Source organism: Spartinivicinus marinus (genome assembly GCF_026309355.1).
Classification (GTDB): domain Bacteria; phylum Pseudomonadota; class Gammaproteobacteria; order Pseudomonadales; family Zooshikellaceae; genus Spartinivicinus; species Spartinivicinus marinus.
In genome coordinates, this window is record NZ_JAPJZK010000001.1 from 334,121 (window position 1) to 357,841 (window position 23,721).

21 protein-coding genes are annotated in these 23,721 nt (G+C 42.2%); 6 read left to right on the forward strand and 15 right to left on the reverse strand.

The features are described 5' to 3' along the window. Nucleotides 1–75: 75 nt before the first annotated feature. The 5 genes from OQE68_RS01570 to sdhC form a co-directional block, all read right to left on the reverse strand. A complete protein-coding gene (locus tag OQE68_RS01570; RefSeq protein WP_180568486.1) occupies nt 76–2,913 on the reverse strand; it encodes a 2-oxoglutarate dehydrogenase E1 component in 2,838 nt (945 codons plus the stop codon). 653 nt (nt 2,914–3,566) lie between these two features. Then, nucleotides 3,567–4,274: a succinate dehydrogenase iron-sulfur subunit gene (locus OQE68_RS01575; RefSeq protein ID WP_180568485.1), complete on the reverse strand. Its 708-nt coding sequence runs from the start codon at nt 4,272–4,274 to the stop codon at nt 3,567–3,569. A 10-nt stretch (nt 4,275–4,284) separates the two neighbouring features. After that, nucleotides 4,285–6,057: a succinate dehydrogenase flavoprotein subunit gene (sdhA, locus tag OQE68_RS01580; protein ID WP_180568484.1), complete on the reverse strand. Its 1,773-nt coding sequence runs from the start codon at nt 6,055–6,057 to the stop codon at nt 4,285–4,287. A gap of 3 nt (nt 6,058–6,060) precedes the next feature. Continuing rightward, nucleotides 6,061–6,429 carry a succinate dehydrogenase, hydrophobic membrane anchor protein gene (gene sdhD, locus OQE68_RS01585; RefSeq protein ID WP_180568483.1) on the reverse strand — a complete coding sequence of 123 codons (369 nt, stop codon included), beginning with the start codon at nt 6,427–6,429 and terminating at the stop codon, nt 6,061–6,063. Then, nucleotides 6,423–6,797, reverse strand: coding sequence for a succinate dehydrogenase, cytochrome b556 subunit (gene sdhC / locus OQE68_RS01590; RefSeq protein WP_180568482.1), 375 nt, complete (start codon nt 6,795–6,797; stop codon nt 6,423–6,425). The genes sdhD and sdhC overlap by 7 nt, the downstream gene beginning before the upstream one ends. A 739-nt stretch (nt 6,798–7,536) precedes the next feature. On the opposite strand from sdhC, the gene gltA reads away from it, so the two are divergent. Continuing rightward, nucleotides 7,537–8,823: a citrate synthase gene (gene gltA / locus OQE68_RS01595; protein ID WP_180568481.1), complete on the forward strand. Its 1,287-nt coding sequence runs from the start codon at nt 7,537–7,539 to the stop codon at nt 8,821–8,823. A gap of 138 nt (nt 8,824–8,961) precedes the next feature. Here gltA and OQE68_RS01600 read toward each other — a convergent pair whose 3' ends face one another. Together OQE68_RS01600 and OQE68_RS01605 are read right to left on the reverse strand one after the other, a co-directional pair. Continuing rightward, nucleotides 8,962–9,213 carry a YkgJ family cysteine cluster protein gene (locus tag OQE68_RS01600; protein WP_180568480.1) on the reverse strand — a complete coding sequence of 84 codons (252 nt, stop codon included), beginning with the start codon at nt 9,211–9,213 and terminating at the stop codon, nt 8,962–8,964. A 13-nt stretch (nt 9,214–9,226) separates the two neighbouring features. Beyond that, the gene (locus OQE68_RS01605; protein WP_180568479.1) at nt 9,227–9,736 is read right to left on the reverse strand and encodes a GNAT family N-acetyltransferase; all 510 of its coding nucleotides are present in this window, start codon (nt 9,734–9,736) and stop codon (nt 9,227–9,229) included. A 115-nt stretch (nt 9,737–9,851) separates the two neighbouring features. Between OQE68_RS01605 and OQE68_RS01610 the strand changes: the two genes are divergently transcribed. The 4 genes from OQE68_RS01610 (at nt 9,852) to OQE68_RS01625 (ending at nt 14,105) form a co-directional block, all read left to right on the forward strand. Next, entirely contained in the window at nt 9,852–10,460 is a 609-nt protein-coding gene (locus OQE68_RS01610) for a paraquat-inducible protein A (RefSeq protein WP_180568478.1), read from the forward strand. Further along, nucleotides 10,450–11,106, forward strand: coding sequence for a paraquat-inducible protein A (locus OQE68_RS01615; protein WP_266195431.1), 657 nt, complete (start codon nt 10,450–10,452; stop codon nt 11,104–11,106). The genes OQE68_RS01610 and OQE68_RS01615 overlap by 11 nt, the downstream gene beginning before the upstream one ends. A gap of 144 nt (nt 11,107–11,250) precedes the next feature. After that, nucleotides 11,251–13,593, forward strand: coding sequence for a PqiB family protein (locus OQE68_RS01620; RefSeq protein WP_180568477.1), 2,343 nt, complete (start codon nt 11,251–11,253; stop codon nt 13,591–13,593). Nucleotides 13,594–13,697: 104 nt separating this feature from the next. Beyond that, nucleotides 13,698–14,105, forward strand: coding sequence for a hypothetical protein (locus OQE68_RS01625; RefSeq protein WP_180568476.1), 408 nt, complete (start codon nt 13,698–13,700; stop codon nt 14,103–14,105). Nucleotides 14,106–14,219: 114 nt separating this feature from the next. On the opposite strand, the gene OQE68_RS01630 is transcribed toward OQE68_RS01625, so the two are convergent. Then, nucleotides 14,220–14,657: a type III secretion system chaperone gene (locus tag OQE68_RS01630; protein WP_180568475.1), complete on the reverse strand. Its 438-nt coding sequence runs from the start codon at nt 14,655–14,657 to the stop codon at nt 14,220–14,222. 27 nt (nt 14,658–14,684) lie between these two features. Continuing rightward, entirely contained in the window at nt 14,685–15,545 is an 861-nt protein-coding gene (locus OQE68_RS01635) for a hypothetical protein (protein ID WP_180568474.1), read from the reverse strand. Between the two features lie 345 nt (nt 15,546–15,890). On the opposite strand from OQE68_RS01635, the gene OQE68_RS01640 reads away from it, so the two are divergent. Next, a complete protein-coding gene (locus OQE68_RS01640) occupies nt 15,891–17,354 on the forward strand; it encodes an ISNCY family transposase (RefSeq protein WP_266195432.1) in 1,464 nt (487 codons plus the stop codon). A gap of 238 nt (nt 17,355–17,592) precedes the next feature. On the opposite strand, the gene OQE68_RS01645 is transcribed toward OQE68_RS01640, so the two are convergent. The 6 genes from OQE68_RS01645 to OQE68_RS01670 all read right to left on the reverse strand — a co-directional run bounded on the left by OQE68_RS01645 (nt 17,593) and on the right by OQE68_RS01670 (nt 23,715). Next, the gene (locus OQE68_RS01645) at nt 17,593–18,441 is read right to left on the reverse strand and encodes an LTA synthase family protein (RefSeq protein ID WP_180571189.1); all 849 of its coding nucleotides are present in this window, start codon (nt 18,439–18,441) and stop codon (nt 17,593–17,595) included. 78 nt (nt 18,442–18,519) lie between these two features. Further along, entirely contained in the window at nt 18,520–19,545 is a 1,026-nt protein-coding gene (locus tag OQE68_RS01650; protein ID WP_180571188.1) for a M14 family metallopeptidase, read from the reverse strand. Between the two features lie 4 nt (nt 19,546–19,549). Further along, complete coding sequence (locus OQE68_RS01655) at nt 19,550–21,031, reverse strand: glutamate-cysteine ligase family protein (RefSeq protein ID WP_180571187.1); 1,482 nt, start codon at nt 21,029–21,031, stop codon at nt 19,550–19,552. A 55-nt stretch (nt 21,032–21,086) separates the two neighbouring features. Beyond that, entirely contained in the window at nt 21,087–21,926 is an 840-nt protein-coding gene (locus tag OQE68_RS01660; protein ID WP_180571186.1) for a hypothetical protein, read from the reverse strand. Between the two features lie 8 nt (nt 21,927–21,934). Further along, nucleotides 21,935–22,411: an acyl-CoA thioesterase gene (locus OQE68_RS01665; RefSeq protein ID WP_180571185.1), complete on the reverse strand. Its 477-nt coding sequence runs from the start codon at nt 22,409–22,411 to the stop codon at nt 21,935–21,937. A 38-nt stretch (nt 22,412–22,449) separates the two neighbouring features. After that, nucleotides 22,450–23,715 carry an alanine racemase gene (locus OQE68_RS01670; protein ID WP_180571184.1) on the reverse strand — a complete coding sequence of 422 codons (1,266 nt, stop codon included), beginning with the start codon at nt 23,713–23,715 and terminating at the stop codon, nt 22,450–22,452. Nucleotides 23,716–23,721 lie beyond the last annotated feature (6 nt).

The following is a 23,721-nucleotide window of genomic DNA, read 5'->3' on the forward strand; positions in this document are numbered from 1 at the left end:
TTCCTTAAAAACCTTTAATGTTTACTGCTTGTTACCCAATCTTTAAGTAAGGCGCTGTTACACGCCCTTCAATCATTAAATAGTGAAAGCGTCATCTACCAGCTTTTGCTGCTCTTCCACATGCACTGACATATAACCACAGGCAGGGGCTGCAGAGGCTTCCCGACCTGCGTATTCTAAATACAGCTGCTTGTTAGGATGCTCTGCTATCACCCGTCGCATATGATGCTGGCTAGAGTACCAAGCCCCCTGGTTCATAGGCTCTTCCTGGCACCACACCACACGCTCTAAATTTGGATACTGTGCAAACACAGCTTCCAGATCGTCATGGGGGAATGGGTAAAGTTGTTCAATACGTATAATTGCTGCATCGTTAAGATTTTCTGCACGACGCTTTTGCAGTAAGTCGTAATAAACCTTACCACTACACATAATTAAACGCTTAACGTCAGCTGGCTTAATATCATCCACCTCTGCTAATACTGTATGGAAGCTACCTTCTGCCAGCTCTTCTAAGGTTGAAACAGCAAGTTTATGGCGAAGCAAACTCTTGGGTGTTAATGCGATCAGCGGCTTACGCAGAGGACGTAATACTTGTCGCCTAAGCATATGGAACACTTGAGCAGGCGTTGTAGGTACACAAACCTGTACATTATGTTCCGCACATAATTGCAAATAACGTTCTAGCCGAGCTGAAGAGTGCTCAGGACCCTGCCCTTCATAGCCATGGGGCAACAGCATGGTTAATCCACACAAACGTCCCCATTTGTGCTCACCACTGGTAATAAATTGATCGACAACCACCTGAGCACCATTCGCAAAGTCACCAAATTGTGCTTCCCAAATGACTAATGCATTTGGGGTAGTGGTTGCATAGCCATACTCAAATGCTAACACCGCTTCTTCTGATAAGAATGAATCATAAATATCAAAGGCTGGCTGATCTTCGGCAAGATTTTTTAACGGAATATAAGCTTCACCGTCTTTTTGATTATGCAGTACCGCATGACGGTGAGAGAAAGTACCACGACCGACATCCTGACCCGTAATCCGAATGGGATTGTTCTGATGTAATAACGTGGCATAAGCCATGGTTTCCGCAAAGCCCCAGTTAATGGGTAAAGCACCCGCTGCCATTTTGCGGCGATCTTCAATAATTTTCCCAACCTGGCGTTGTACAACAACACCATCAGGAATGTCGTGTAGTTTATTAGCCAGCTCTTGCAGTACATTAATATCTACCTGAGTGTCGTGTTTTGCAGTCCACTCATGACCGATATAGGGAGCCCAATCAACAAATAGTTCTTTGTTAGGCTCTTTTACCAGGCTTTTCACGACATGTTGGCCATTATCCAGTGCTGTGCGATAGCCTTCGAATATTTGCTTGTCTTCTTCTGCAGTTAACGTACCTTCTTTAATCAGGCGCTCTGCATACAAAGTACGCGTGGTTGGTTGATTTTTAATAACCTGGTACATCAGTGGTTGAGTACCCGATGGTTCATCCGCTTCGTTATGGCCCCGGCGGCGATAACAAACCAAATCAATGACCACATCTTTCTTAAATTGCATCCGGTAGTCTAAAGCCAGGCGAGTGACAAATAATACCGCTTCTGGATCATCACCATTCACATGCAAAATAGGCGCTTCAACAATTTTAGCTACATCGGTGCAGTATTCTGTTGAACGGGCATCATCCTGGCGGCTAGTGGTAAAACCAACCTGATTGTTAATGATAATATGGATAGTGCCACCTGTCTTATAAGCACGAGTCTGCGACATTTGCATGGTTTCCATCACCACACCTTGTCCTGCAAATGCAGCATCACCATGAAGATTAATAGGCACCACTAAATCACGATTAACATCGTTACGACGATCTTGACGAGCTCTTACCGAACCTTCAACGACAGGCGAAACAATTTCTAAATGTGAAGGGTTAAAAGCCATCGCTAAGTGAATTTCGCCACCCGGCGTCATCACGTTAGATGAAAAACCTTGGTGGTATTTCACATCACCAGAACCTTCATCCTGAAGTTTTTTCCCTTCAAACTCATCAAATAAATCGGCTGGGTTTTTACCCAGAATATTCACCAATAAATTCAATCGGCCCCGGTGTGCCATACCAATGACCATTTCTTTGGCCCCATAAGAACCGGCCCGTTGAATAAGCTCATCAACCATCGGCACTAAGCTTTCGCCCCCTTCCAGGCCAAAACGTTTAGTCCCTGGGTATTTAGTGCCTAAATATTTCTCTAAACCTTCAGCTGCAGATAATCGCTCTAACAAGTGCAGTTTGGATTCTTTGCTGATGGTAGGGTGAGCACGATTAGACTCTAGGCGTTGCTCAAACCAGCGACGCTCTTCTGAATCCACTATGTGCATAAACTCAGCACCAATGGTAGAGCAGTAGGTATTTTTTAAACCTTGCCAGATTTCTTTAAGGGTGGCTTCGTCTTTACCAAAAGAGAGCGAGGCTGTTTGAAAAACGGTGTCTAAATCAGCTTGATTAAGCCCATGGTGTTCTAACGTTAAATCTGGAACTTGCTGGCGCTGCTGGAGATTTAGAGGATCAAGCTTAGCATTCTGGTGACCCCGTTGACGGAATGACTCAATCAACTCCATTACCTGAACTTGTTTTTTTTCGTGTTCAGAAGTAACGGAAACCGGTGCCATTACATGGGAGGTAGATCGTTGTTTGGCTAATAGCTGAAAGTGTTCTCGAATCGTTGCATGCGAAACATCTTGAGCACTAACACCTTCAATTTGTGGCAACTTTTCAAAATAATCACGCCACTCTTCTGGGATGGCATTTGGATCACGCAAAAATTGCTCGTATAACTCTTCTACATAAGCTGCATTGCCACCAGATATATGCGCCGTCCGCCACATCTGGTGCATGACACCTTCTTGCATTCTTATTACCCCATGAGTAAGACAGCTATCCGGCAAGTTTTGTCAGGTTTTCACCCCTGATCAAGCAAAACTGCTTTTATCTAGGGCTAAACAGCTTATTACTTGTTGACCAAATAAGCTTAAGCTGCTTTACCAGATAGGCCGACAAACAGACTCGTTATATTTCGGTTCTAACACTCACACAAAAACCGGGGCATAACGGCAGTTGTATTTAAACGAAAAATTAAACACAGGCTACCAGCTCCGGCTATTCAGTTGCATTACAATACATCAATTTAAAAGCACCTTTTTAAAAGCCTATTCTTAAAAAGACGCCCTTATAAATACACTCTTATAAACACACGATTGCAAGTACATTCTTACACGTACATTTATAAATGCATTCGCACTGTAATACAGTTAACCCTGCATGTAGGGCACTTGTCGGAAATACTCAACCAACTGACGCTTTGGGTTTTATACCTATTACCAAAAGCAATTAGTATAAGTACATCTAACCAAAATAATTAAAAGGACTTGCCCACTTTTGATTATTTTGTCAGATATTTACAGGCAGAAAAAATATACGACTGTAAATAATTCAACCTACCTGTTTAAATGCCCTACAAAAATCAGGTGCACAGTATGAACTGAAACACCTAAAATTACTATTACTAAGTCCCACTCTTTAGCAGCATTTGCCGGATATGGCCAATGGCGCGAGTCGGGTTAAGCCCTTTAGGGCAAACATTGACACAATTCATTATACCCCGGCAACGGAATACACTAAAAGGGTCGTCTAATTCTGCAAGCCGTTCTTCAGTGTGCGTATCACGACTATCTGCAAGAAAACGATAAGCCTGTAATAAACCAGCAGGACCAACAAACTTATCAGGATTCCACCAAAATGAAGGACAAGAAGTAGAACAGCAAGCACATAAAATACACTCATACAAGCCGTCTAATTTTTCTCTGTCTTCAGGCATTTGCAGTCGCTCAATTGCTGGTGCTGGCTCGTCATTTAGCAGATAAGGTTTAATTTTCTCATACTGCTTATAGAATTGACTCATATCTACCACCAGGTCACGTACCACAGGTAACCCAGGTAATGGCCGCAAGATCAGTTTATTACTGCCTTTGGTAGCCTCTGATACAGGGGTAATACACGCCAACCCATTGGTGCCATTCATGTTCATGCCATCAGAGCCACATACGCCTTCACGGCAGGAACGACGGTAAGCTAACGATGGGTCCTGTTCTTTTAACAGACCCAACACATCCAGCACCATTAAATCCTTACCTTCAGGAAGATCAATGGTCACATCCTGCATGTAAGGGGTTTTATCGGTTTCAGGATTATAACGATAGATACTGACTAACATGATCTCCCCCTTAGTATTTACGTGCTTTTGGTGGAAACGCATCAACTGTCTTCGGCGAGAAATTAACGTCTCGCTTACCAATCCGTTTCTCTAATGGGAAATACATGGAGTGTTTTAACCAGTTTTTATCATCCCGATCTGGGTAATCATCTCTGGCGTGAGCACCACGACTTTCTTTGCGTTCTTCAGCCGCCATAGCAGTAGCAAAAGCTACTTCATAGAGGTTTTCTAACTCTAGGGCTTCAATACGTGCAGTATTAAATGCAGATGACTTGTCTTCTAAATAGGTATTTTGAATCCGCTCGCCAATTTCCTCGAGTATCTTAATGCCTTTTTGCATACTCTTGCCTTCACGGAACACACCAAAATAAAGCTGCATGGTCTTTTGTAATTCAGCGCGCACTTCAGCGACTTTTTCTCCGTCTTTTGACGTATTCAAGCGATTCAAACGGGACATCGCCGCTTCAATATCGGTGTCACTAGCATCCATGGAGTCAAAGCCTTCACGTAATGACTGCTCAATTTGCAAGCCAGCTGCACGACCAAATACCACTAAGTCAAGTAATGAGTTACCACCTAAACGGTTAGCGCCGTGTACTGATACACAAGCCACTTCACCACAGGCATAAAGGCCTTCAACAATCATGTCTTTGCCTTTCTTATCTTGAGCGATAGCCTGACCACCCACATTCGTTGCTACACCCCCCATCATATAGTGACAGGTTGGTACAACAGGAATCGGCTGCTTAACTGGATCAGCGTGTGCAAAGGTACGGGATAATTCTAAAATACCCGGCAGACGTAAATTCAGGGTTTCTTCACCCAAGTGATCTAACTTTAACAATACGTGGTCTTTATTAGGACCACAGCCACGGCCTTCCAGTATTTCTAAAATCATCGAGCGGGCAACCACGTCACGACCAGCCAAGTCTTTTGCGTTAGGGGCATAACGCTCCATAAAACGCTCACCTTCACTGTTGATTAAGTAACCACCTTCACCACGACAGCCTTCAGTCACCAGCACTCCGGCTCCGGCAATACCGGTTGGGTGGAACTGCCACATTTCCATATCTTGCGCTGGCACACCGGCACGCAATGACATACCCACACCATCACCGGTATTAATCAATGCATTGGTGGTGGATTGGTAAATACGACCGGCGCCGCCCGTTGCTAATACTGTGGCTTTTGATTTGATATAAACGGTTTCGCCGGTTTCGATGCAAATCGCAACCACACCAACAATTGAACCTTGTTGGTTTTTAACCAAATCAACGGCATACCATTCATTTAAGAAGGTAGTACCGCCTTTTAAGTTACCTTGATAAAGCGCATGTAACAGAGCATGGCCAGTACGGTCTGCTGCTGCACAGGTTCTGGCTGCCTGACCACCTTCACCAAAATTTTTCGACTGACCACCAAAAGGCCGCTGATAAATACGACCAGTTTCAGTACGGGAAAATGGCAGCCCCATATGCTCAAGCTCAAATACGGCTTGCGGACCTACCGAGCACATATATTCGATAGCATCCTGATCACCAATGTAATCAGAACCTTTTACAGTGTCGTACATATGCCAACGCCAATCATCATTAGGATCAGAGCTAGCAATGGCACAGGTAATGCCACCTTGTGCAGAAACAGTGTGCGAACGTGTTGGAAACACTTTAGTTATACAGGCAGTTTTAACACCTGACTCAGTTAATTGCAGTGCCGCGCGCATCCCGGCACCACCACCACCAACTACAATTGCATCAAAGGAAATGGTGCGAATATTGGCCATTGATTATAATCCCCACAAAATCTGAATACCCCAAACCACATAAGCAAACATGGCAAAGCCACATAGCGCTTGTACAGAAAAGCGGACAACAACCGCTTTATTGCCAATTGCTTGCTCAGTCAGGTAGTCGGTCGTGATGGTCCACATACCAACCCAGGCATGCGCACCTAATGCGACAATGGCCATTAAGCTAAAAATACGCATACCCGTCCCGCTGAAAAGTGCATGCCAGTCAGCATAGGTCAAGCCAGGATGCGTAATGAAATAGCCCATCATAAAAATAAAATAGGCACCTAATACAATGGCTGATACACGCTGTACCATCCAGTCATATAAGCCACTACGAGACAAGTTGGTTACATTGGTTACCATACCCACACCCCAGCTATCAGAATCAGTAATACAGAAACAGCAAGTGTCACTTTGGAGGCTAATAAGCCAGACTCTTTACCATCAGCAATATCGATGTCGAGCAGCAAGTGTTTTACACCAGCAACAAAGTGATAAATTAATGCCGACAACAAGCCCCAAGTGATAAACTTGGCGAAGGGATGACTCATTGTTTCTTTTACACTGTTAAAGCCTTCTTCAGAGCTTAGGGATGAGTCCAAAGCACATAAAAGAAAAGCGATGCCAACAAAAAGAATGACACCCGATATACGGTGGAGGATGGAAGTGTACGCTGGTAACGGGAGTTTTATAGTTCTAAGATCTAAGTTTACAGGTCGTTTGCTATTCACGGCTCTTTCACACTCAAGCAGGCCCAGTCAGGCGTGATATCTTTTGGACGCGTACAAAGACTCGTGCTGCATCCTATAAATGAGTGACGCCACTTATTTATAGGATGCAGCTCGTTTCATAAATAGGTTAGAAGTCATTGACTGTATTAGCCAGTAACCCCAACAAATTCGCGGCTGAAGTATAAATAGATCGTTTATTAATTACAATTGTGTAATGTTACTACATCTGCCCATAAGCAGGTTATTTTTTAATCAAATTTTATATAAACAGAAAATTAATACATCCTTAACGTAATAACCAGTGATTAATTACAAAGATAGAAGACTGTTATTAACTAGTTAAATATGCTACTAAGATAGGCTAAGCTGTTTCCCCCCGGAGTCTACAACAGCTTAAGGTAACAACTATATAATTTTTCAGTAATAATTATTCAACAAACCATAATAATCATTCACGCAGGGTATACATTTGACAAACTGCTCTTTCTCTCTATAGTTGTGCCCGTTTACTGAGGGTATCGTAGCAGGTTTTCGGCATCCTCCGACCTCCTGGGAAGATATAATTAAGACGGTGTTTATTCGTCAATTTACTAGCGTTTGTTGATAATTACTTGCAAGCTGCCAAAAGCGTTCTTTGCTTAAACGTCAACAGACCCTAAGTGTTTTACAATAGTAAGAGGGTATATCCGTACCAATGATGTTTTACCCTTCCAAAAGAATGGCATGATAGGAGGCCTAGATGGCAGAAAAAAAAGCGCAATTGACCATCGGCGATACAACCCATGAACTACCCGTTTACTCCGGTTCGCTTGGGCCTGATGTAATTGATGTACGAGAGTTAACGTCCAAAGGGTTTTTTACTTTTGATCCTGGCTTCGTATCCACTGCCGCTTGCGAGTCAAAAATTACCTTTATTGACGGCGCTAAAGGCGTGCTACTACACCGTGGCTACCCTATCGAACAACTAGCCGAACAATCAGACTATTTAGAAGTTTGCTATTTGCTGATGTATGGCGATCTACCCACAACTGAGCAAAAAGCAAAATTTATTGCTACCATCAAAAACCACACCATGGTTCATGAGCAACTGCGAAACTTTTTTAATGGTTTCCGCCGTGATGCACACCCGATGGCTATCATGTGTGGGGTAGTGGGTGCATTATCGGCTTTCTACCATGACTCACTGGATATCAGTAACGAGCACCATCGAGAAATTGCCGCCTTCCGGTTAATTTCAAAAATGCCAACCCTGGCTGCCATGGTATATAAATATTCCATCGGCCAACCCTTCATGTATCCACGCAATGATTTAAGCTATGGCGAAAACTTCTTGCACATGATGTTTGGCACCCCTTGTGAAGAAAGCAATATTAACCCCGTACTTGCTCGTGCCATGGACCGGATTTTCCTACTGCATGCTGACCATGAACAGAACGCTTCAACCTCCACTGTTCGCCTGGCTGGTTCATCTGGGGCCAACCCATTTGCCTGCATTGCTTCTGGAATTGCGGCCTTATGGGGGCCAGCTCATGGAGGTGCCAACGAAGCTGTACTCAATATGCTGGAAGAAATTGGCGACGAGAAACATATTGATACGTTTATTGCCCGCGCAAAAGACAAAGATGACCCATTCCGTCTAATGGGCTTCGGCCACCGGGTATACAAAAACTTCGACCCACGCGCTAAAGTCATGAAGCAAAGCTGTGATGAAGTGTTGGAAGAACTTGGCCTGGAAAACGACCCATTACTGAAAATTGCCAAGCGACTGGAAAAAATTGCGTTAGAAGACGAGTATTTTGTGAAACGCAAACTGTATCCAAACGTCGACTTTTATTCTGGCATTATTTTAAAAGCCATTGGTATTCCTACAGAAATGTTCACTGTGATCTTCGCCACTGGCCGAACCCCAGGCTGGATCGCCCACTGGCACGAAATGATCAGCGGCCCATACCGAATTGGTCGTCCACGTCAGTTGTATACCGGCTCAGAAAAGCGGGATTTTGTACCGGTGGATAAGCGGAAGTAGAACCTTCTAGTCTTTATTAAGTTCAAATAAAAATCCCCCTCAATCCCCCTTTTTTAAAGGGGGAGGCTGGGTTGTGCTAAAGTTATAATCCCCAGCTTTTGCGACATCCTCCAGAGGGAGAGTGAGCTAAAAAGGACCTCAATTCGTCACCACCTCCAACTCCATCAAATTCACCAATGCCTGCTGAGTCGTCTCACCACAAACGGCTGTATCTGCCGTAAACTGCAAACACACCGTGGGCCGCTCTGGTTGACCAAATAACCGACAGAGATTGTGCTCATTTAACTGAACACAACGCTCACCCGCTAACTTCCCATCAGGCATACCAGGAATTCGGCTGGAAATTGAAGGAGCAATACAGCAAGCACCACACCCCATACGACATTGCATGTAACACTAATACCTACGATTGAATAACGGTTTCCGTATTATACAGCTGAAACCCCCTTGCCTGATAGTTTGTCAACGCAGCAGGGTGATCTTCGGTACAGGTATGCACCCACACTCGCTCTGAAGCCAGCTGCCAGGCCTGTCGAATAGCCTCTGATAATAAATAGCCTCCTAGCTTCATTCCAATAAACTGTGGTAGCAATCCAAAATATTTTAGCTCCACATCAGCTGCTTGCTGCTCCAGCTCAAAGTAACCTGCAGGTGTACCCGACACATAAAGCAAGGTGGTATACAGCACATCCCGTTCAACATAGGCTTGCCACTGTTGTTTAGACCAAGACAATTTCTCATGCCATTGCCAAGGCTCGCCGACCACCTGATATAAGAATCGATTTAATTGCCAACAGGAAATTCCAGCCCGTTGCAATTGCACATCAAGTGTTGGCGCAGCTACCGGGTTTAACTGGTCAAGTGACTTCATTTCTAAATAATAAATAGTACTACTAGACTCAGATACTGCCATATCAATAATATCCCTTGCTTTTTAATGAACGCTATCACACTCAACAAGAATCAACTATCGTATTAACTCAACTACCGTTAAAGTCGTCTTTTTGTAATCTCTTACCTAGGAGCCTATGGACACCCTGACAGCCTGTCACGAATGCGATTTACTCGTGCCAATTAAGCCGCTACCAAAAGGTTGTAAAGCACGCTGTCCCCGCTGTGGTTATACCCTTTATGAAAATACACCTCATACTGTAGAAAAAACCCTAGCTCTTTGTTTAAGCGCGATTATTTTATTTATTCCTGCGATTACCCTGCCCCTATTATCCATGCGGATGCTAGGCCAATCACAGCATGACACCGTTGTCGCTGGCATTTATGTGCTTTTTACCCATGACCTATGGTGGACTGCATTACTGATCAGTTTTTGTAGTATTATTGCCCCTTTTATCAAACTCCTTTTATTGACTTACGTATTAATGGGCATAATCCGCAAAAAAACTCGGTTTCTCCATATTCAAGCTTTCCGTGGTTATCAAAAGCTCGACACCTGGAGCATGCTAGAGGTGTATATGCTGGGGATTTTAGTGTCTATGATTAAATTGCTTGAGCTGGCAGAATTACACTTTGGGTTAGGACTTGCTTGCTTTATCGGCTTATTATTAGCTGTTATTTTTATTCGAGTGATTCTCAATAAGCATCAGGTTTGGTCATTATTGGAGCAATATCGTGTCAACTAAGTCCTGGCTGACCGCGCAACAAGCGCAGCTTATTGTTTGCCATGAATGCCATAAAGTATGTCGTCTACATAACCATCACTCAGCCATCGCTATTCGCTGCCCCCGCTGCCATAGCCAGCTACATAGCCGTTACCCTAATAGCCTGGCAAAAACCTGGGCATTAACCTTAACCAGCTTAATTTTATTTATTCCAGCCAATACCTACCCGATTACTAAAATTGCTTTTTTTGGCAATGGGCAAGCCGATACCATTATGTCAGGCGTGATAGCTTTGGCAAAAGCAGGCATGATTCCTATTGCTGCTGTGGTATTTATTGCCAGTATTGCTGTACCTTTTTTAAAGTTATTGGGGCTAACGGTTTTATTACTGTCGGTACAATTCAAGTGGTCGCTAAGCCCCCATCAACGGACTTTACTGTACCGCATGATTGAGTGGATTGGCCGTTGGTCCATGTTAGATTTATTTGTCATTGCCACCCTGGTTGCACTCGTCAGAATGGGCAACCTGGCAACCATTGAAGCAGGAGTCGGTGCAGGTGCATTCGGCGGCGTGGTGGTCATGACCATGTTTGCTGCAATGAGTTTTGATCCACGACTGATTTGGGATAATGCTTCCCCAACAAATGGAGGCTGTCGCAAAAGCTAGCGGATATGGGGTGACAGAATATCCTGTTATTCCATATCGGACACTAGATTTATTTTCAACACCCTCACCCCAGCCCTCTCCCAGAGGGAGAGGGGGCTAAATATAACTTTTGCGACAGCCTGACAAGGTATGAGGAACCATCGATTGACTGACACAACCAATGCGAATGAAACAAACAGCCCTATACCACAGCCACCTTTACCTGAACCCATTATCAGCCAAAAAAAGGGGATTTCCCCTATTTGGCTACTGCCGTTTATTGCCCTGTTGATTGGCGGCTGGATTATTTATAAAGGCATTCGCGATGCTGGTGTTGATATTGTTATTCAATTTGAATCCGGCTCAGGGATCGTGGCAGGCAAGACAGAAGTTTTATTTCGGGGGCTTCGAGCAGGTGTTGTCAAAAAAGTGGTAATTACTGATGACCTCTCTGCAGTAGATGCAGTGATCGAGATGGACGCCAAAACCGAATCCTTACTAACAGAAAATACCCAATTTTGGCTGGTTAAACCACGCATTTCCGTTGCTGAAGTCTCAGGCTTAGAAACCCTGGTATCAGGTAATTATATTGCAATCAGACCAGGAGAAGGCGTCGCCAGGCGTCGCTTTACTGCCCAAACCGAACCACCGCCCGTCGAGGATGAAACGGGGCTGCATATTCGCTTGCAAGCAAAAGAGTTAGGCTCACTCGACCGAGATAGCCCCGTTTTTTATAAGAAATTAATTGTCGGCAAAGTGGTTGACTACAACCTGGCTGATGATTTAAAAAATGTGAATATCGAAGTATTAATTGATGAAAAATACCGTCATTTAGTTAAGAAAAATAGTCGGTTTTGGAATGCTAGCGGCATCAGTTTTAAAGGCGATTTATCCGGCTTTAAATTTCGTACCGAATCACTGGCCAGTTTAATTGCCGGAGGTATTGCATTTTACACCCCCGATACTGAGCCCCAACATAGTCCAGTTAACAACCTGGATGAATTTGTTTTATACGACGATTTTGAAGCAGCCGAAGCCGGCATTCTAGCCCGCATCCGCTTTAAAACCGGTCGCGATTTGATTATTGGTAAAACCAAAGTTATTTTTGAAGGACTCACTGCCGGTGTCGTTAAAGATGTATCCATCATGCCTGACTTACAAGGGGTTTATGCCGATATCCTGTTTGATCCCCGAGCCGAACCAGCACTCAATGAAAGCACTCAGTTTTGGCTGGTAAAACCCAAAATCGGGATTGCCGGTATTACCGGATTAGATGCGTTAATTAAAGGGAATTATATCGCCATGCGCATTGGTGACCCAAATGCTAATGAGCCTAAACGGGAATTTACCGCCCTTAATGCCCCACCGCCATTACCATTGGACACCCCAGGATTACATTTAACTCTGTTCAGTGATGAGCTGGATTCCATTGATATTGGCAGCACCATTTATTATAAAAAAATCCCCGTGGGTACCGTCAAAAATTACCAGCTTGCAAAAGAAAAACAACAGGTAGAAATCAATATTCACATCAAACCTGAGTATCAACATTTAGTGCAAAGCCACAGCCGTTTCTGGCACAGCAGCGGTATTGAAATCAGCGGTGGTTTATCTGGTTTAAAAGTGCGCACCGAGTCAATGACTGCTATTTTCGCCGGGGGTATTTCTTTTTATACACCGCCAGTTCGTCGGCCCAAAGCAGTTAAAAACGGAGCCTCTTTTAAAATATATGAAGACTATGACTCAGCCCATCAAATTGGTTACCCCATTACCATTACATTTAAACATGGCGATGGTTTATCGGAAGGCACCGTCATTAAATATCAAGGTATTCAGGTGGGTAAAATTACCAAGGTTAAGCTCATCGACCAGCTATCTAAAGTACAAGTAAGAGTCATGCTAAATCCAGAAGCTGAACGGTTAGCCCGCAAAGGTACAAAATTCTGGGTAGTAAAGCCTGAACTAGGCTTAGCAAAAACCGCTCACCTGGATACTTTGGTAACCGGTAAGTATATCGAAGCCGCTCCGGCCAAAGGCAACCCTCCAAGAGTAAGGGCTTTTAAAGGTTTAGATGAAGCTCCTCAACAAGCCACTACGCCATTAGTAGGCTTCAAAGTAATGTTGGCGGCTAAACGTCTGGGTGCAATCCAAATAGGCAACCCAGTATTTTATCGTGATGTGCAGGTAGGAAAAGTCACCGGCTATCAATTAAGCCCAAAAGCCAATGAGGTTTATATAGCACTCACCATCAAATATAACTACGCCCCACTGATACGAGCTAATAGTAAATTCTGGAACGTCAGCGGAATTGGCGTTGATTTTAGTTTATTTGGTGGCGCTAAAATCAAAGCCGGCACCTTAGAATCGATCATCGCAGGCGGCATCGCCTTCGCCACCCCGAATAATAATGAAATGGGCAAACTCGCCAGCCCGAAACAGTATTTTACCTTACACGATGAGGCTGATCCTAAGTGGCTAGAATGGCGACCAGAGATTGAGATTAAGTAGCAGGTGAAGATATATGTAGGTTACCTGTGGAGAATAAGTAACTATCAGTATTTTCTAATAAGTAAATTTTGGTTATTTTCCTAGCTTTTTTGGGGAAGGTAGCCATGCTCAAGTATTTTGTCACAGTTCCATTACTCTTTGTTGCATCGCTAAGCCACGCAGGCTGGGTGAGTATGTATGTTTATTGTGCAAAACCTGATGGTAGTGATTGGGACTGGTTAAAACAACCTAATGGAGAATATGCTACTGTGTTTGGTTATATGGATAGACAACCTAAACCACCCCACCAATATTTTCATTACCAGAGAATTAAACAGTACGAATATGACCTTCTGGAAAGTCAATGTAAAGCAGGTTATGTGCCTCAACCAGCCAAAACCAATGGTGACGGCTGGTATGTTTTTCAAGTAGAAGACCTAAATGGTAATAAGACATTTGCAGAAGGTTACCGTACCCTGTATCGAGATCCATGCTCTATTACAGATCATTACCGAGACCCACGTTGCGATTAATTTATACTGCTTTATTTTTCACACCTAAAAATGAATCGTGATGGGCACTTGCTTTCTCTAATTTCTGGGGCGCTAAATACAAATTTTAACGCCCCCTTTTTTATGCCATCACCGTCACACAATAACGCCAGGCGTTATTGGTGCACTAGTGTTAGCAGTTAACTGTTGTTTAAAAGCAATTAACCCTTCTTCAAGTAGCTGTGCTAGCTGTTGATCTAACACTTCAACAGTCGCCTGATCAAGCTGAGTTTTTAGCCATACAATCAGTTGCTCTGAGGTTTCATCTAAACCAAAATTGACATGAGGTAGTTCTTTAAAATGTTGTTTGACTAAGCACTGCTTTAAAATATTGTCGGGCAGTTCGTTTAAACTACCCAAGCTTGAAAATAATACAATACTATTGTCTACAGTCAGATAACCAATATGAACATCACCTACATTATCAATGGTTAGATGATAAACAGTGGTATTTTCATCAACATCTAAAGAGCCCATGCCATGATAAGCAAGCCACTTTCTAACCAACTCAGAAAAATAAGGTAATCCATTCATACGCTACTACACAAACTCATTATCTAATTAATATGAATCAGGAAAGCCTTCTTTTTCCGCCTTTTCATATTGGTTTAACTTTTGCTCTACCCACCCATGGGGTTGCTGATTAAATACTTTTTTATCTGTTGCGTTTTCATTTTGATACTGCGTAGTTGGGTCTGTAGCAGAGAACCATTGTTGGTATAAAATATCTTTTTCCTGATGTGCTTGTGCTAAATACATCAATAAGGGTTTTCCAGCAGGCAGCTCTCGATTAATAATAGTGCTACCAAGGGGTGACCGACTTTTTAACTGATAGTCTTTATCACCAGAGCCTGGAGGCTGTGTCTCTTTTACTTCAGGCGTTTTAAACAGTCCTTCAGCTAAGGTATGTGCCACACCAAACGTTGGCCACGCATCCGCGACAACTGTATTCTTTTCACCATAATCAGGGTCACGAGGATCACCAATAACCACATAGGCATGATCAATGCCTCGCTCAGACACCCAGCTAATTGGTGCCTTATGCGGCTCAGCCGCTAATAACGAAAAGGTCATTGCTGAGTGCTCACCACAATTACCTGCACCCACTCTCATCGCTTGTTGCGCATGGCCTGGCACACTTAGCTTTTTTTCTTCTTTACGCATAAACTCTACCCGAGCTGCACTTTCCCCTTGGGTTTTGTAAACATCCACAATCTGATTACCAGCGCCATAAGGTAATAACGCTTTAGCTGCCCAAATCGCTTTTTGGGCAAGCTTTAAGTTATCTATGGTATGATCAAACACTTTTACCGTATGACCTTTAAAGTTAAACCCCGTAGTAGACTCTAACTTTTTTATTTGTGTTGATGTTAAACTCGCTAGCGGGCTGGCAATTGATGATATTGAAACAGAAGCAGACATAACATTTCCTGTTGATTAGCTTATTTTTTCAGTAGGCTATTTTTTATCTACCTTTATAGGTACTATTGTCGCTAACTTTTAACGTTAAATCATCAATACCTATCAATAACAGGTCGTATATTGACATGTGAAGTGTATTTTATAACGAAAACCTAATTGTTCAGCCATTCCCTAGAAGACCAAAGACAATAAATAATTAGTGCTTGACCGAAAAATCATAACTGATTGATAAATAAGATAATTCATCATAAATCCGTCATCGAAGATTGCTATATTAAGTCCTCATAAAAATGAATCGGCCTAGGTTTTTAGTTAAAACCAGCCAAACTTCGCGGAGAATACGATATGAGGCAAGTCCAAAACCCACAACTTCAATTCGGCCAAACAGATATTACCGAGATCAAGTTTGACCCGAAGTCTAGAGATGATGTGCCTCAATTGTTAAAGGGATTACAGTACATTTATATTACACCCGAAGTTAGAGAGCAGGTATTCACTATTTTAGAGGAGTCTATAGTGGGTAAAACGAATCCAAGACTTGGAAGGCCAGGCATGGAACTTTGGAAAATACTGGTGATGGGGGTTTTGCGCATCAACTTAAATTGTGACTATGATCGTTTGCATGAATTAGTGAATCAGCATCGAACTATTCGAGCGATGTTAGGGCATGGTGTCAATTGGGAAGATCTGACAGAATATCACTTGCAGACCATAAAAGATAACGTCTCTCTTTTGACCCCAGAAATTCTGGACAAAATTAACACAGTTGTCGTCGAGACAGGGCATAAACTGTTAAAAAAAAACGAAGAAGCAAGCCTTGAAGGGCGTTGTGACTCATTTGTGGTAGAAACAGCTGTTCATTATCCCACTGATATCAGTTTATTATGGGATGCAATGAGAAAAGTGATTAATCAACTAGCTGATATGGGCGAAAACTACCATTTAAGTGATTGGCGACAACATAGGCACAATCTGAAGTCACTTAAAAAATGCTTTAATCAGGCAAGGCAAAGCAACCAATCAAAAGCAAAAAATGCCGATGACAAGAAACGTGAGACACATATCAACTATCTGAATAAAGCGCAATGGTTTATTGATAAAGCTGAACTCACATTGGATAAGCTTAAAGCCATAGCAGCCCCGATTTGGTTATTACGAAATATTGCCAACAATCTTTCTCATGCTAAACGGCAGGTGTCGCAAATTCACAGGCGAGTAGTCGAAGATGAAAAAGTCCCAGCTGATGAAAAAGTTTACTCAATATTTCAACCTCACACTGAGTGGGTGAGCAAAGGGAAAGCAGGGGTACCAGTGGAATTAGGTATTAAAGTGTGTGTTATGGAATGTCAGCATGGCTTTATTCTTCACCATCGTGTGATGGAAAAAGAGCAAGATGTTGATGTTGCCATCGTCATGATCAGAGCAACCAAAGCTAAATTCCCTGAGCTCAACCAGTGCAGTTTTGATAAAGGGTTTCATTCACCTGAGAATCAGTTGAAGTTGGCCGAAGAATTAAATCGGGTAGTGCTGCCTAAAAAAGGACGTTTATCAAAAAAGGAAACAGAACGTGAAAACGATGAGGCTTTCAAAAAAGCAAGAAAGCAGCACTCAGCGGTTGAGTCTGCTATTAATGCGCTTGAAGTACATGGCCTTGACCGATGTCCAGATAGCGGTATTAATGGCTTCAGGCGTTACGTTTCATTTGCTGTATTAGCACGAAATATCCAAAAGTTAGGTGCCTTATTGTATAAACAAGAAAAAGAGGAGCAATACCGTCAAGCCAAAAGAATACGTAAAAAAGCAGCTTAATAGTCCTTAACTGAGATTTAAAATAATTTTCCAGTGAGCCTTTGCCTAACTGGCTAGGTTTGGCTGTCTGTGAAAAGACGATTCTAAAGAAGCTTGATCAAAAAACAACCTTATTTTATATACCCAAGTCAAAAACAGTCATAAATGAGTAATATTAACTTATAAGACCAAAATAGTTGCCCCTTCAACTGGCAAACTAGACTACTTTTCTGTCAGGCACTAATTATTAGAAATACCCTTATGGCAACGTAACCAACTGATAGTGATTCCATAGACCACTCCTAATCTCTAAATGAGTATACTCTTTCCCTTTGGTAAAAATATTATTAGGATCATCACCAGGATACTCGTTAAAAAAGTAATTTTTACCATTAACTTCAAACCAATAATCACAAAAATTTACTCTACTTGGACCACTACCACTCGACACCACTTCAGAACCACAGTTTCCTCGACGAAAATTCTCTAAGGGATAATAGTTTTTATCTGGTAATGACAACTCAAAAATCAAACCTACTGTTAACAAAGGGAATAGTATCGTTGTTACCCTTACAGCCTTTTTGCAATAACGGGTTTCAGGTAGCCAAAACGCTAAAAAAAGTGAACCAGCAATGATAGCTACAGAAGCCACTGTAAAGAAAGTGGCTTCTGTAGAACGAGAAAGAGTCAAAAAATAGAGGTTGTCATCAACGACATCTATAACGAGTACAGTATTTAAAATAGCATTTAAGGCTAGCTGAGCAAAAAGTCTAATATAATCTTTTTTTGCAAAAAAAGCACTCACCAACACTCCCAGCAAGACGAAAAACAACATAGTTCCAATAGGAACAAGAAATGAAAATGCTATAAAATATATAACAACTTCAAACCCACCTGGAATTATAAATGCGTAAACTCCTGTTGCTACTAGCACATAAAACCATACTCTTAACACTAATAAAATATATTTTTCGGTTGTCTTCTTTGCCTTTTCATTTGATAAAAAATTATCAATCGCTTCAAACACAGCAGAAGCTGGATACATGAACTCAATATCATTTTCGTCATCTGAAGGTTTTTTGTCACCCACAACAGCCTCATCTATCAAGTAACAACCACTGCATTATTATGAAAATGGAAAGTGGTTTTTATAAAAAATTATATCAAGAGTTTATTATATGGATTTCTAATGCCTCGCCCTTACCGCATAAAACAAGCAATCATCAACTGCGATAACAGGGTTCGAGGTAATCATAAACAACTGAATAGGAAAGGATGGGTAGATTGTGTTACCTTTTATATCAAAGTAATCATGAAAAATATCGTTACCGGTTAAATCACTCATTTTTAACAGCCGGTCACTTCCGTTATTTAACCAGCCTAAGTGCACCGTGCCATCTACAACGCCGAAGTTAAACCGTTCAATGTCTTTGCGTAACGTTAAATCCATCCCTACTACAGGTTGATCGCAAAAATCTAAATTAATATTATTATCTAACTCCAGTCGTACAGGATTATACAGGATTTGTACCTGGTTAAATGAATTAGCCATAAATAATTCTGGGGTATGCAAATAACGTTGTATCCCTTGAAAAGCAGTACGATGAGATTGACCCGTTTTAGCACCACCACACTCTATCGTAACTGTCGGATAAATATTATCTACCACTTCCATCAATGCGCCTAAACGAAGATCGGTTTTTATCATTAATCCGGTAAATAAAGAAGTTAGCCACTGATGGGGTTTAGAGTCATTAATGGTTACCGCAAAATCCGGTCCATTGCCTGACGTATTATGAATATCTAATAAGGCTTCTGGCTGATATTCTGCCAAACAATTTAAAATAGCTTCTGCTACTTCACCTTGCTTGTCATTATAAGGCGGATTAAAACAACGATTTAAATCCCGTTCATCCGGTAAATGGCGATAGCTATAAAGGGGCTCTGTTAGTGCAGTTTTTACTGAAGCAATAATAATTAAAATATTCACCTCTGGTGACTCATAATGGCTTTTCAACCATTGGTGAACAGCAATTAAACCTGATGGTTCATTACCATGCAACAGCGTAGTAATCGCTCTTACCTTAGAGGTATCTTTACCAGGAATAAATAAGCAGGTAGGTTGGCCAAGCTGTTGTAAAAAGGCTCCATGCCGATCAGCAATTTCATCGGGCTTGGGATCATACCAAGTTTTTAATACTGCCTTAGTCATTACACTACTCTCTTGCCCACTGTGCTACCGGCTTACCAGAGATAAAGTTTTGAAAATACTTTTCGGTTAACTGATGCAATGCTTCCGGTAGTGGGTAATGATATTTTAGTTTATTGAGCATAATTTGCTGCCAAATCGCTCCATTTTGCTTAGCGTGAACCCTATCTTTAATCACTTGGCTGTGAGTTTCAATTTCTTCACTACTAATACCTAGTTTAGCCAACCCTTTACAAGCAATGGGCAGCAGTATATCTACCAACTTCGTTATCGGTTGTTCAGCCAGTTGATGACTAGTCAAACTGGGCCAGATTAACTTTGCATTAAGGCCTCGCTTCGCCGCCTCATAAAAATTACCTTTTACATAGCTAAAGGGTATTGCAGGCAATAGATATTTCATCTGGTCAGCCAATCCTTCAGCCAAACCAATGAGTAACGCAGCGTTTGCCATCATATCTTTTACACTAGGGCCAGCCGGTAACGAGCGCATTTCAATTCGTAAGTGACCAGCATCAGCTGGATCATAAACTGGGCGATTCCACGACCAGACCGACCCTAAGTGCAAACGTAATTCATCTAAACTAGGAGTTAAACCATCCGCCATTTGCTGTTGATAATCAGTATCCGTACAAATAGGCAATAATGGAGGATGCAAACAAATCGCTTCCGCCATTAACTCTTCACTACCATGACGTACCCAGCCATGTCCAAAGTTGGCCCGAGCAGGTTGATGCCAGTGGGCGTGAGGTTGATGGGTTTCTGCTGTACGCTTAAACAACGCAATTCTAGATTCATGCCATAACTCATGACCAAAAATAGTCGGTGAATTAGCAGCCAACGCCAATACTACAGGTGTTGCTAGTTGAATGGCATTAAATACCTCAGCAAACCGCTCTGGTTTTACCTGATAATGCAACTGGAAAGAGGTATTGGCACCTTCCATGGTGACTTCATCCGTACAAAACTGTAACGGAGTTTTACCATCAATATTAATCATAAAGTGGCCATTCCCCAATGCTTTAACCCCTTTGGTTAAAGCATGATAACGGGGAATATCCGTCATCATCGCTGGGTCAATATCATCTTCCGTCAAGGTAGGTAAAATGCCAATAGGTAGCACTCGCCCTTCATACTTACTGGCAAGTTGTTGCAGGCTATTAATGAGCTGATTGAGTTCTTCTGCCATTTCTGCAAAAGGAGCAGGTTTAATGCTGACTGGCGATAAATTATATTCCAGATTATAACGATTTAACTCATGGGTAAGCTTTTTATCTTTAAACTCATCCACCAGCCGTTGATTAATCGGCAGTGCATTACAGTGTTTATCAGTAATATAAAGCTCTAACTCAGCACCTAATAATGCCGGCCCATCACCAAAACCAGGCCGTTTAATCAGTTGCTGTAAAATAGCCAAGCTTTGATGTAACCGCTGGGAGAATTTCTCGTAGTCATCAGGATCAAAGTGATACTGTGTTACTGTTTCACCCATAATAGCATCCTAAGGGAACCAGTACTTAAAAACACTTTAAGCTTAGACAGTACTTCTAAAGCTGCAAAGCAGGATGACGAGCCAGTTTGTGTAATAACTGAAAACTAGCTTCTGGAGAAGGCTGACTAATCAATAATAGCGCCAACTCATTACTCTTTTGTTGCCACCACCAACCTGTTTTATTGTTATTCAGCTTATTATCACTAGCGGCTGATGCCAATCGTGCTTGACTAGCTGGGTGCAATCGCCAAATAGTCAACCCTGATGGCCAATAAAACCCACCTGTTTTAGCCGGCAAACAACTCTCTATCAGCCTACCAGGTAAGGGACAACTATTTTCCATATTAACTTGTGTGTTCTGTTGGTTATTTTTCCAAAGCGCCACTTTATCACCTGATAACTGATGGCTTGGAGGCTCCACCACACCCAGCCACCAGTTAACCTGATCGACCTGATTATGCAGTACCATCAACTTTACTTTAATCACCTCACTGGAAATCGATCGCCACTCCATTTGATAAGGTATTAGTTGCTTGCCACAAGCCAGTTGCCCACCCAATTGGATTAAACCCGTTTGAGTAAATAGCTGCTGAATACTTTGTTGAGTACAATTAATTAGCTGATCATTGTCTTGAATGGTTGCCTGAATAAAAGCTTGCTGTGGTATTGACTGCCAATTTAGTTCACCTTGGTAAGTTAGCTGCCATTGCACAGCTGAAGCATCCCAAGCTAATGCGAAATGCCCAAAATCATGGCGCTGACTTTTCAACACATTCGACACCCATAACGAAGTAGCAGGCTGTTGCTGCTCACGATGCCAGTGCAAAAAAAAATACGCAGCAGCTACTGCAATAAAAAATAGTGTTACTACAATAAAATAATTCTTTTTACTCATGTACTTCTCTAATCAGAGTAATTATTAACTAAAAGTTGACTATACCCTTTAATAAACAACTCGGGCATTCGACGGGGCTTACCTGAAGATAGTTCCACACAAACAAATTTGGTGTTAGCCCGCAAAATACAACGCTGGTCTTCAAGCCTAAAGATTTGAAACTGTCGGGTAAGGGTTAGTTTGTTCTCCAACATAACAACCCAGGTAGCAATTTGTAGTTGATCCTGAGAAAAAGCAGGGGCCAAATAATTGATCTCATGGCGATGCACTACCATAGCACGGTTTAATTCCCGATACTGATCAATTGCCAAGCCTATACTATTTGAGTGTGCCCAACTAGCATCCTGCAACCAACTAACATAGGCTGCATTATTCACATGACCATAATGATCAATAACCGATGCATCCACCGTTAAATCTAAAATAAAAGGTGCAGGCAAATCCCACACAGGCTGATTTTGACTCAATTTCAAATCATCATTCATTATAAGGCGTCTCTAGACAATACATTTTTAGAGGCATCTTATTTTAGAATTGGCCACTGTTCTACCACCTTACTATCACGCACCACATAGACTTCCGGGAATTCTAACATCACCGCCTCACTTTGGCTGGGGCGTAAAAAGATATAATCATCAATTTCCAATGCAGTTCTAGCAGATCCCGTTAAAATTTCCTGATTGGAACTACGCCCATATAGTTGATTAAAATACAACCCCTGTGGTGAACAAGGCTGTGCTCGCCAGTAACCACCATAAATAAAATAAGTATGCTGCCAACGGGGTAAATAACGAGCAATAAGGTTAGATAACTGCTCTACAAAGGGAATATGCAACCCCGACATTTTTTTTAACACAGGGGTAGCGATAAACCAAGCGGGTTGGTGGGCTCCTAAATGGGGTAAGTCAAAGTCAGTAGGTTGCAGCAAGCAAGAACCTAAGCTTACATCATTCACCACCTGGTTACCCTTGTGTAAACTATAAGTTGGGCTACCACCACTGTTAAAACAAAGTGTCGAATGAAACAGTGAAGCAAACTCAACTTGTAGCACATGGACATACTGTCGGTATTGACTCAACATTTTTTGGTGAGCTTTATCCATTGCAGCCTCAGCAGAAACAGGCCACAAATGTGGTACTTTTGCTACATGGGCATCATACCCCATCAAGCCACTTAACTGTAAATAGGCCGAATACTGTTGAATAGTCGACAACAATTGTCGAAAATTAGCAAGGCTATTAATACCCCCACGGTGCATGCCAACATCTATTTCAATGCTAATACGTAAACGTACCGAGTGTTCCTCTGCTATTGCCAGGTATTGCAACAACCGTTGATGAGAATCCACCAGCCATTGCACTTGAGCAAGTGCATCTGTTGAGCTGTCTTGTATTTGCTGAATCGCCTGACGTAAAGCCTGCACAGGCATGGGTTTGCCAAATAAAAAATCGACTCCTGGAAATTGGGGTAATAGCTTAGCCAAAAAATGCCAGTCAAATATCATTAATTTATCATTTTGAAAAGTGGCTAATAACCATTTTAATAAAGGCACACAGGGCAATGACTTAACAACAAAGCGTAACTGCTTAGGATAGGGATAATGCCGTTTAATCACAGCTGCATTATCTGCCAAACGATCCATGTCGATAAATTGCAATGGCCTGGCAGGCCCAACTTCTCGCAAAACATGATTGAGCCGCTGAAAATAATAATTATGTGGTTGGCTGGTGTCTCGCGTTAGCCGGTAAATAATCCATACTAAAATCGCAATCCCAATAAATGCTATCATTTTATA

What these genes read in the sequence shown, in the direction of transcription:
- OQE68_RS01570 (WP_180568486.1), bottom strand. Translation starts at nt 2,913, where the DNA reads ATGCAAGAAGGTGTCATGCACCAGATGTGGCGGACGGCGCATATATCT.
- OQE68_RS01575 (WP_180568485.1), bottom strand. Translation starts at nt 4,274, where the DNA reads ATGTTAGTCAGTATCTATCGTTATAATCCTGAAACCGATAAAACCCCT.
- sdhA (WP_180568484.1), bottom strand. Translation starts at nt 6,057, where the DNA reads ATGGCCAATATTCGCACCATTTCCTTTGATGCAATTGTAGTTGGTGGT.
- sdhD (WP_180568483.1), bottom strand. Translation starts at nt 6,429, where the DNA reads ATGGTAACCAATGTAACCAACTTGTCTCGTAGTGGCTTATATGACTGG.
- gltA (WP_180568481.1), top strand. Translation starts at nt 7,537, where the DNA reads ATGGCAGAAAAAAAAGCGCAATTGACCATCGGCGATACAACCCATGAA.
- OQE68_RS01600 (WP_180568480.1), bottom strand. Translation starts at nt 9,213, where the DNA reads ATGCAATGTCGTATGGGGTGTGGTGCTTGCTGTATTGCTCCTTCAATT.
- OQE68_RS01605 (WP_180568479.1), bottom strand. Translation starts at nt 9,736, where the DNA reads ATGGCAGTATCTGAGTCTAGTAGTACTATTTATTATTTAGAAATGAAG.
- OQE68_RS01610 (WP_180568478.1), top strand. Translation starts at nt 9,852, where the DNA reads ATGGACACCCTGACAGCCTGTCACGAATGCGATTTACTCGTGCCAATT.
- OQE68_RS01625 (WP_180568476.1), top strand. Translation starts at nt 13,698, where the DNA reads ATGCTCAAGTATTTTGTCACAGTTCCATTACTCTTTGTTGCATCGCTA.
- OQE68_RS01630 (WP_180568475.1), bottom strand. Translation starts at nt 14,657, where the DNA reads ATGAATGGATTACCTTATTTTTCTGAGTTGGTTAGAAAGTGGCTTGCT.
- OQE68_RS01635 (WP_180568474.1), bottom strand. Translation starts at nt 15,545, where the DNA reads ATGTCTGCTTCTGTTTCAATATCATCAATTGCCAGCCCGCTAGCGAGT.
- OQE68_RS01640 (WP_266195432.1), top strand. Translation starts at nt 15,891, where the DNA reads ATGAGGCAAGTCCAAAACCCACAACTTCAATTCGGCCAAACAGATATT.
- OQE68_RS01650 (WP_180571188.1), bottom strand. Translation starts at nt 19,545, where the DNA reads ATGACTAAGGCAGTATTAAAAACTTGGTATGATCCCAAGCCCGATGAA.
- OQE68_RS01655 (WP_180571187.1), bottom strand. Translation starts at nt 21,031, where the DNA reads ATGGGTGAAACAGTAACACAGTATCACTTTGATCCTGATGACTACGAG.
- OQE68_RS01660 (WP_180571186.1), bottom strand. Translation starts at nt 21,926, where the DNA reads ATGAGTAAAAAGAATTATTTTATTGTAGTAACACTATTTTTTATTGCA.
- OQE68_RS01665 (WP_180571185.1), bottom strand. Translation starts at nt 22,411, where the DNA reads ATGAATGATGATTTGAAATTGAGTCAAAATCAGCCTGTGTGGGATTTG.
- OQE68_RS01670 (WP_180571184.1), bottom strand. Translation starts at nt 23,715, where the DNA reads ATGATAGCATTTATTGGGATTGCGATTTTAGTATGGATTATTTACCGG.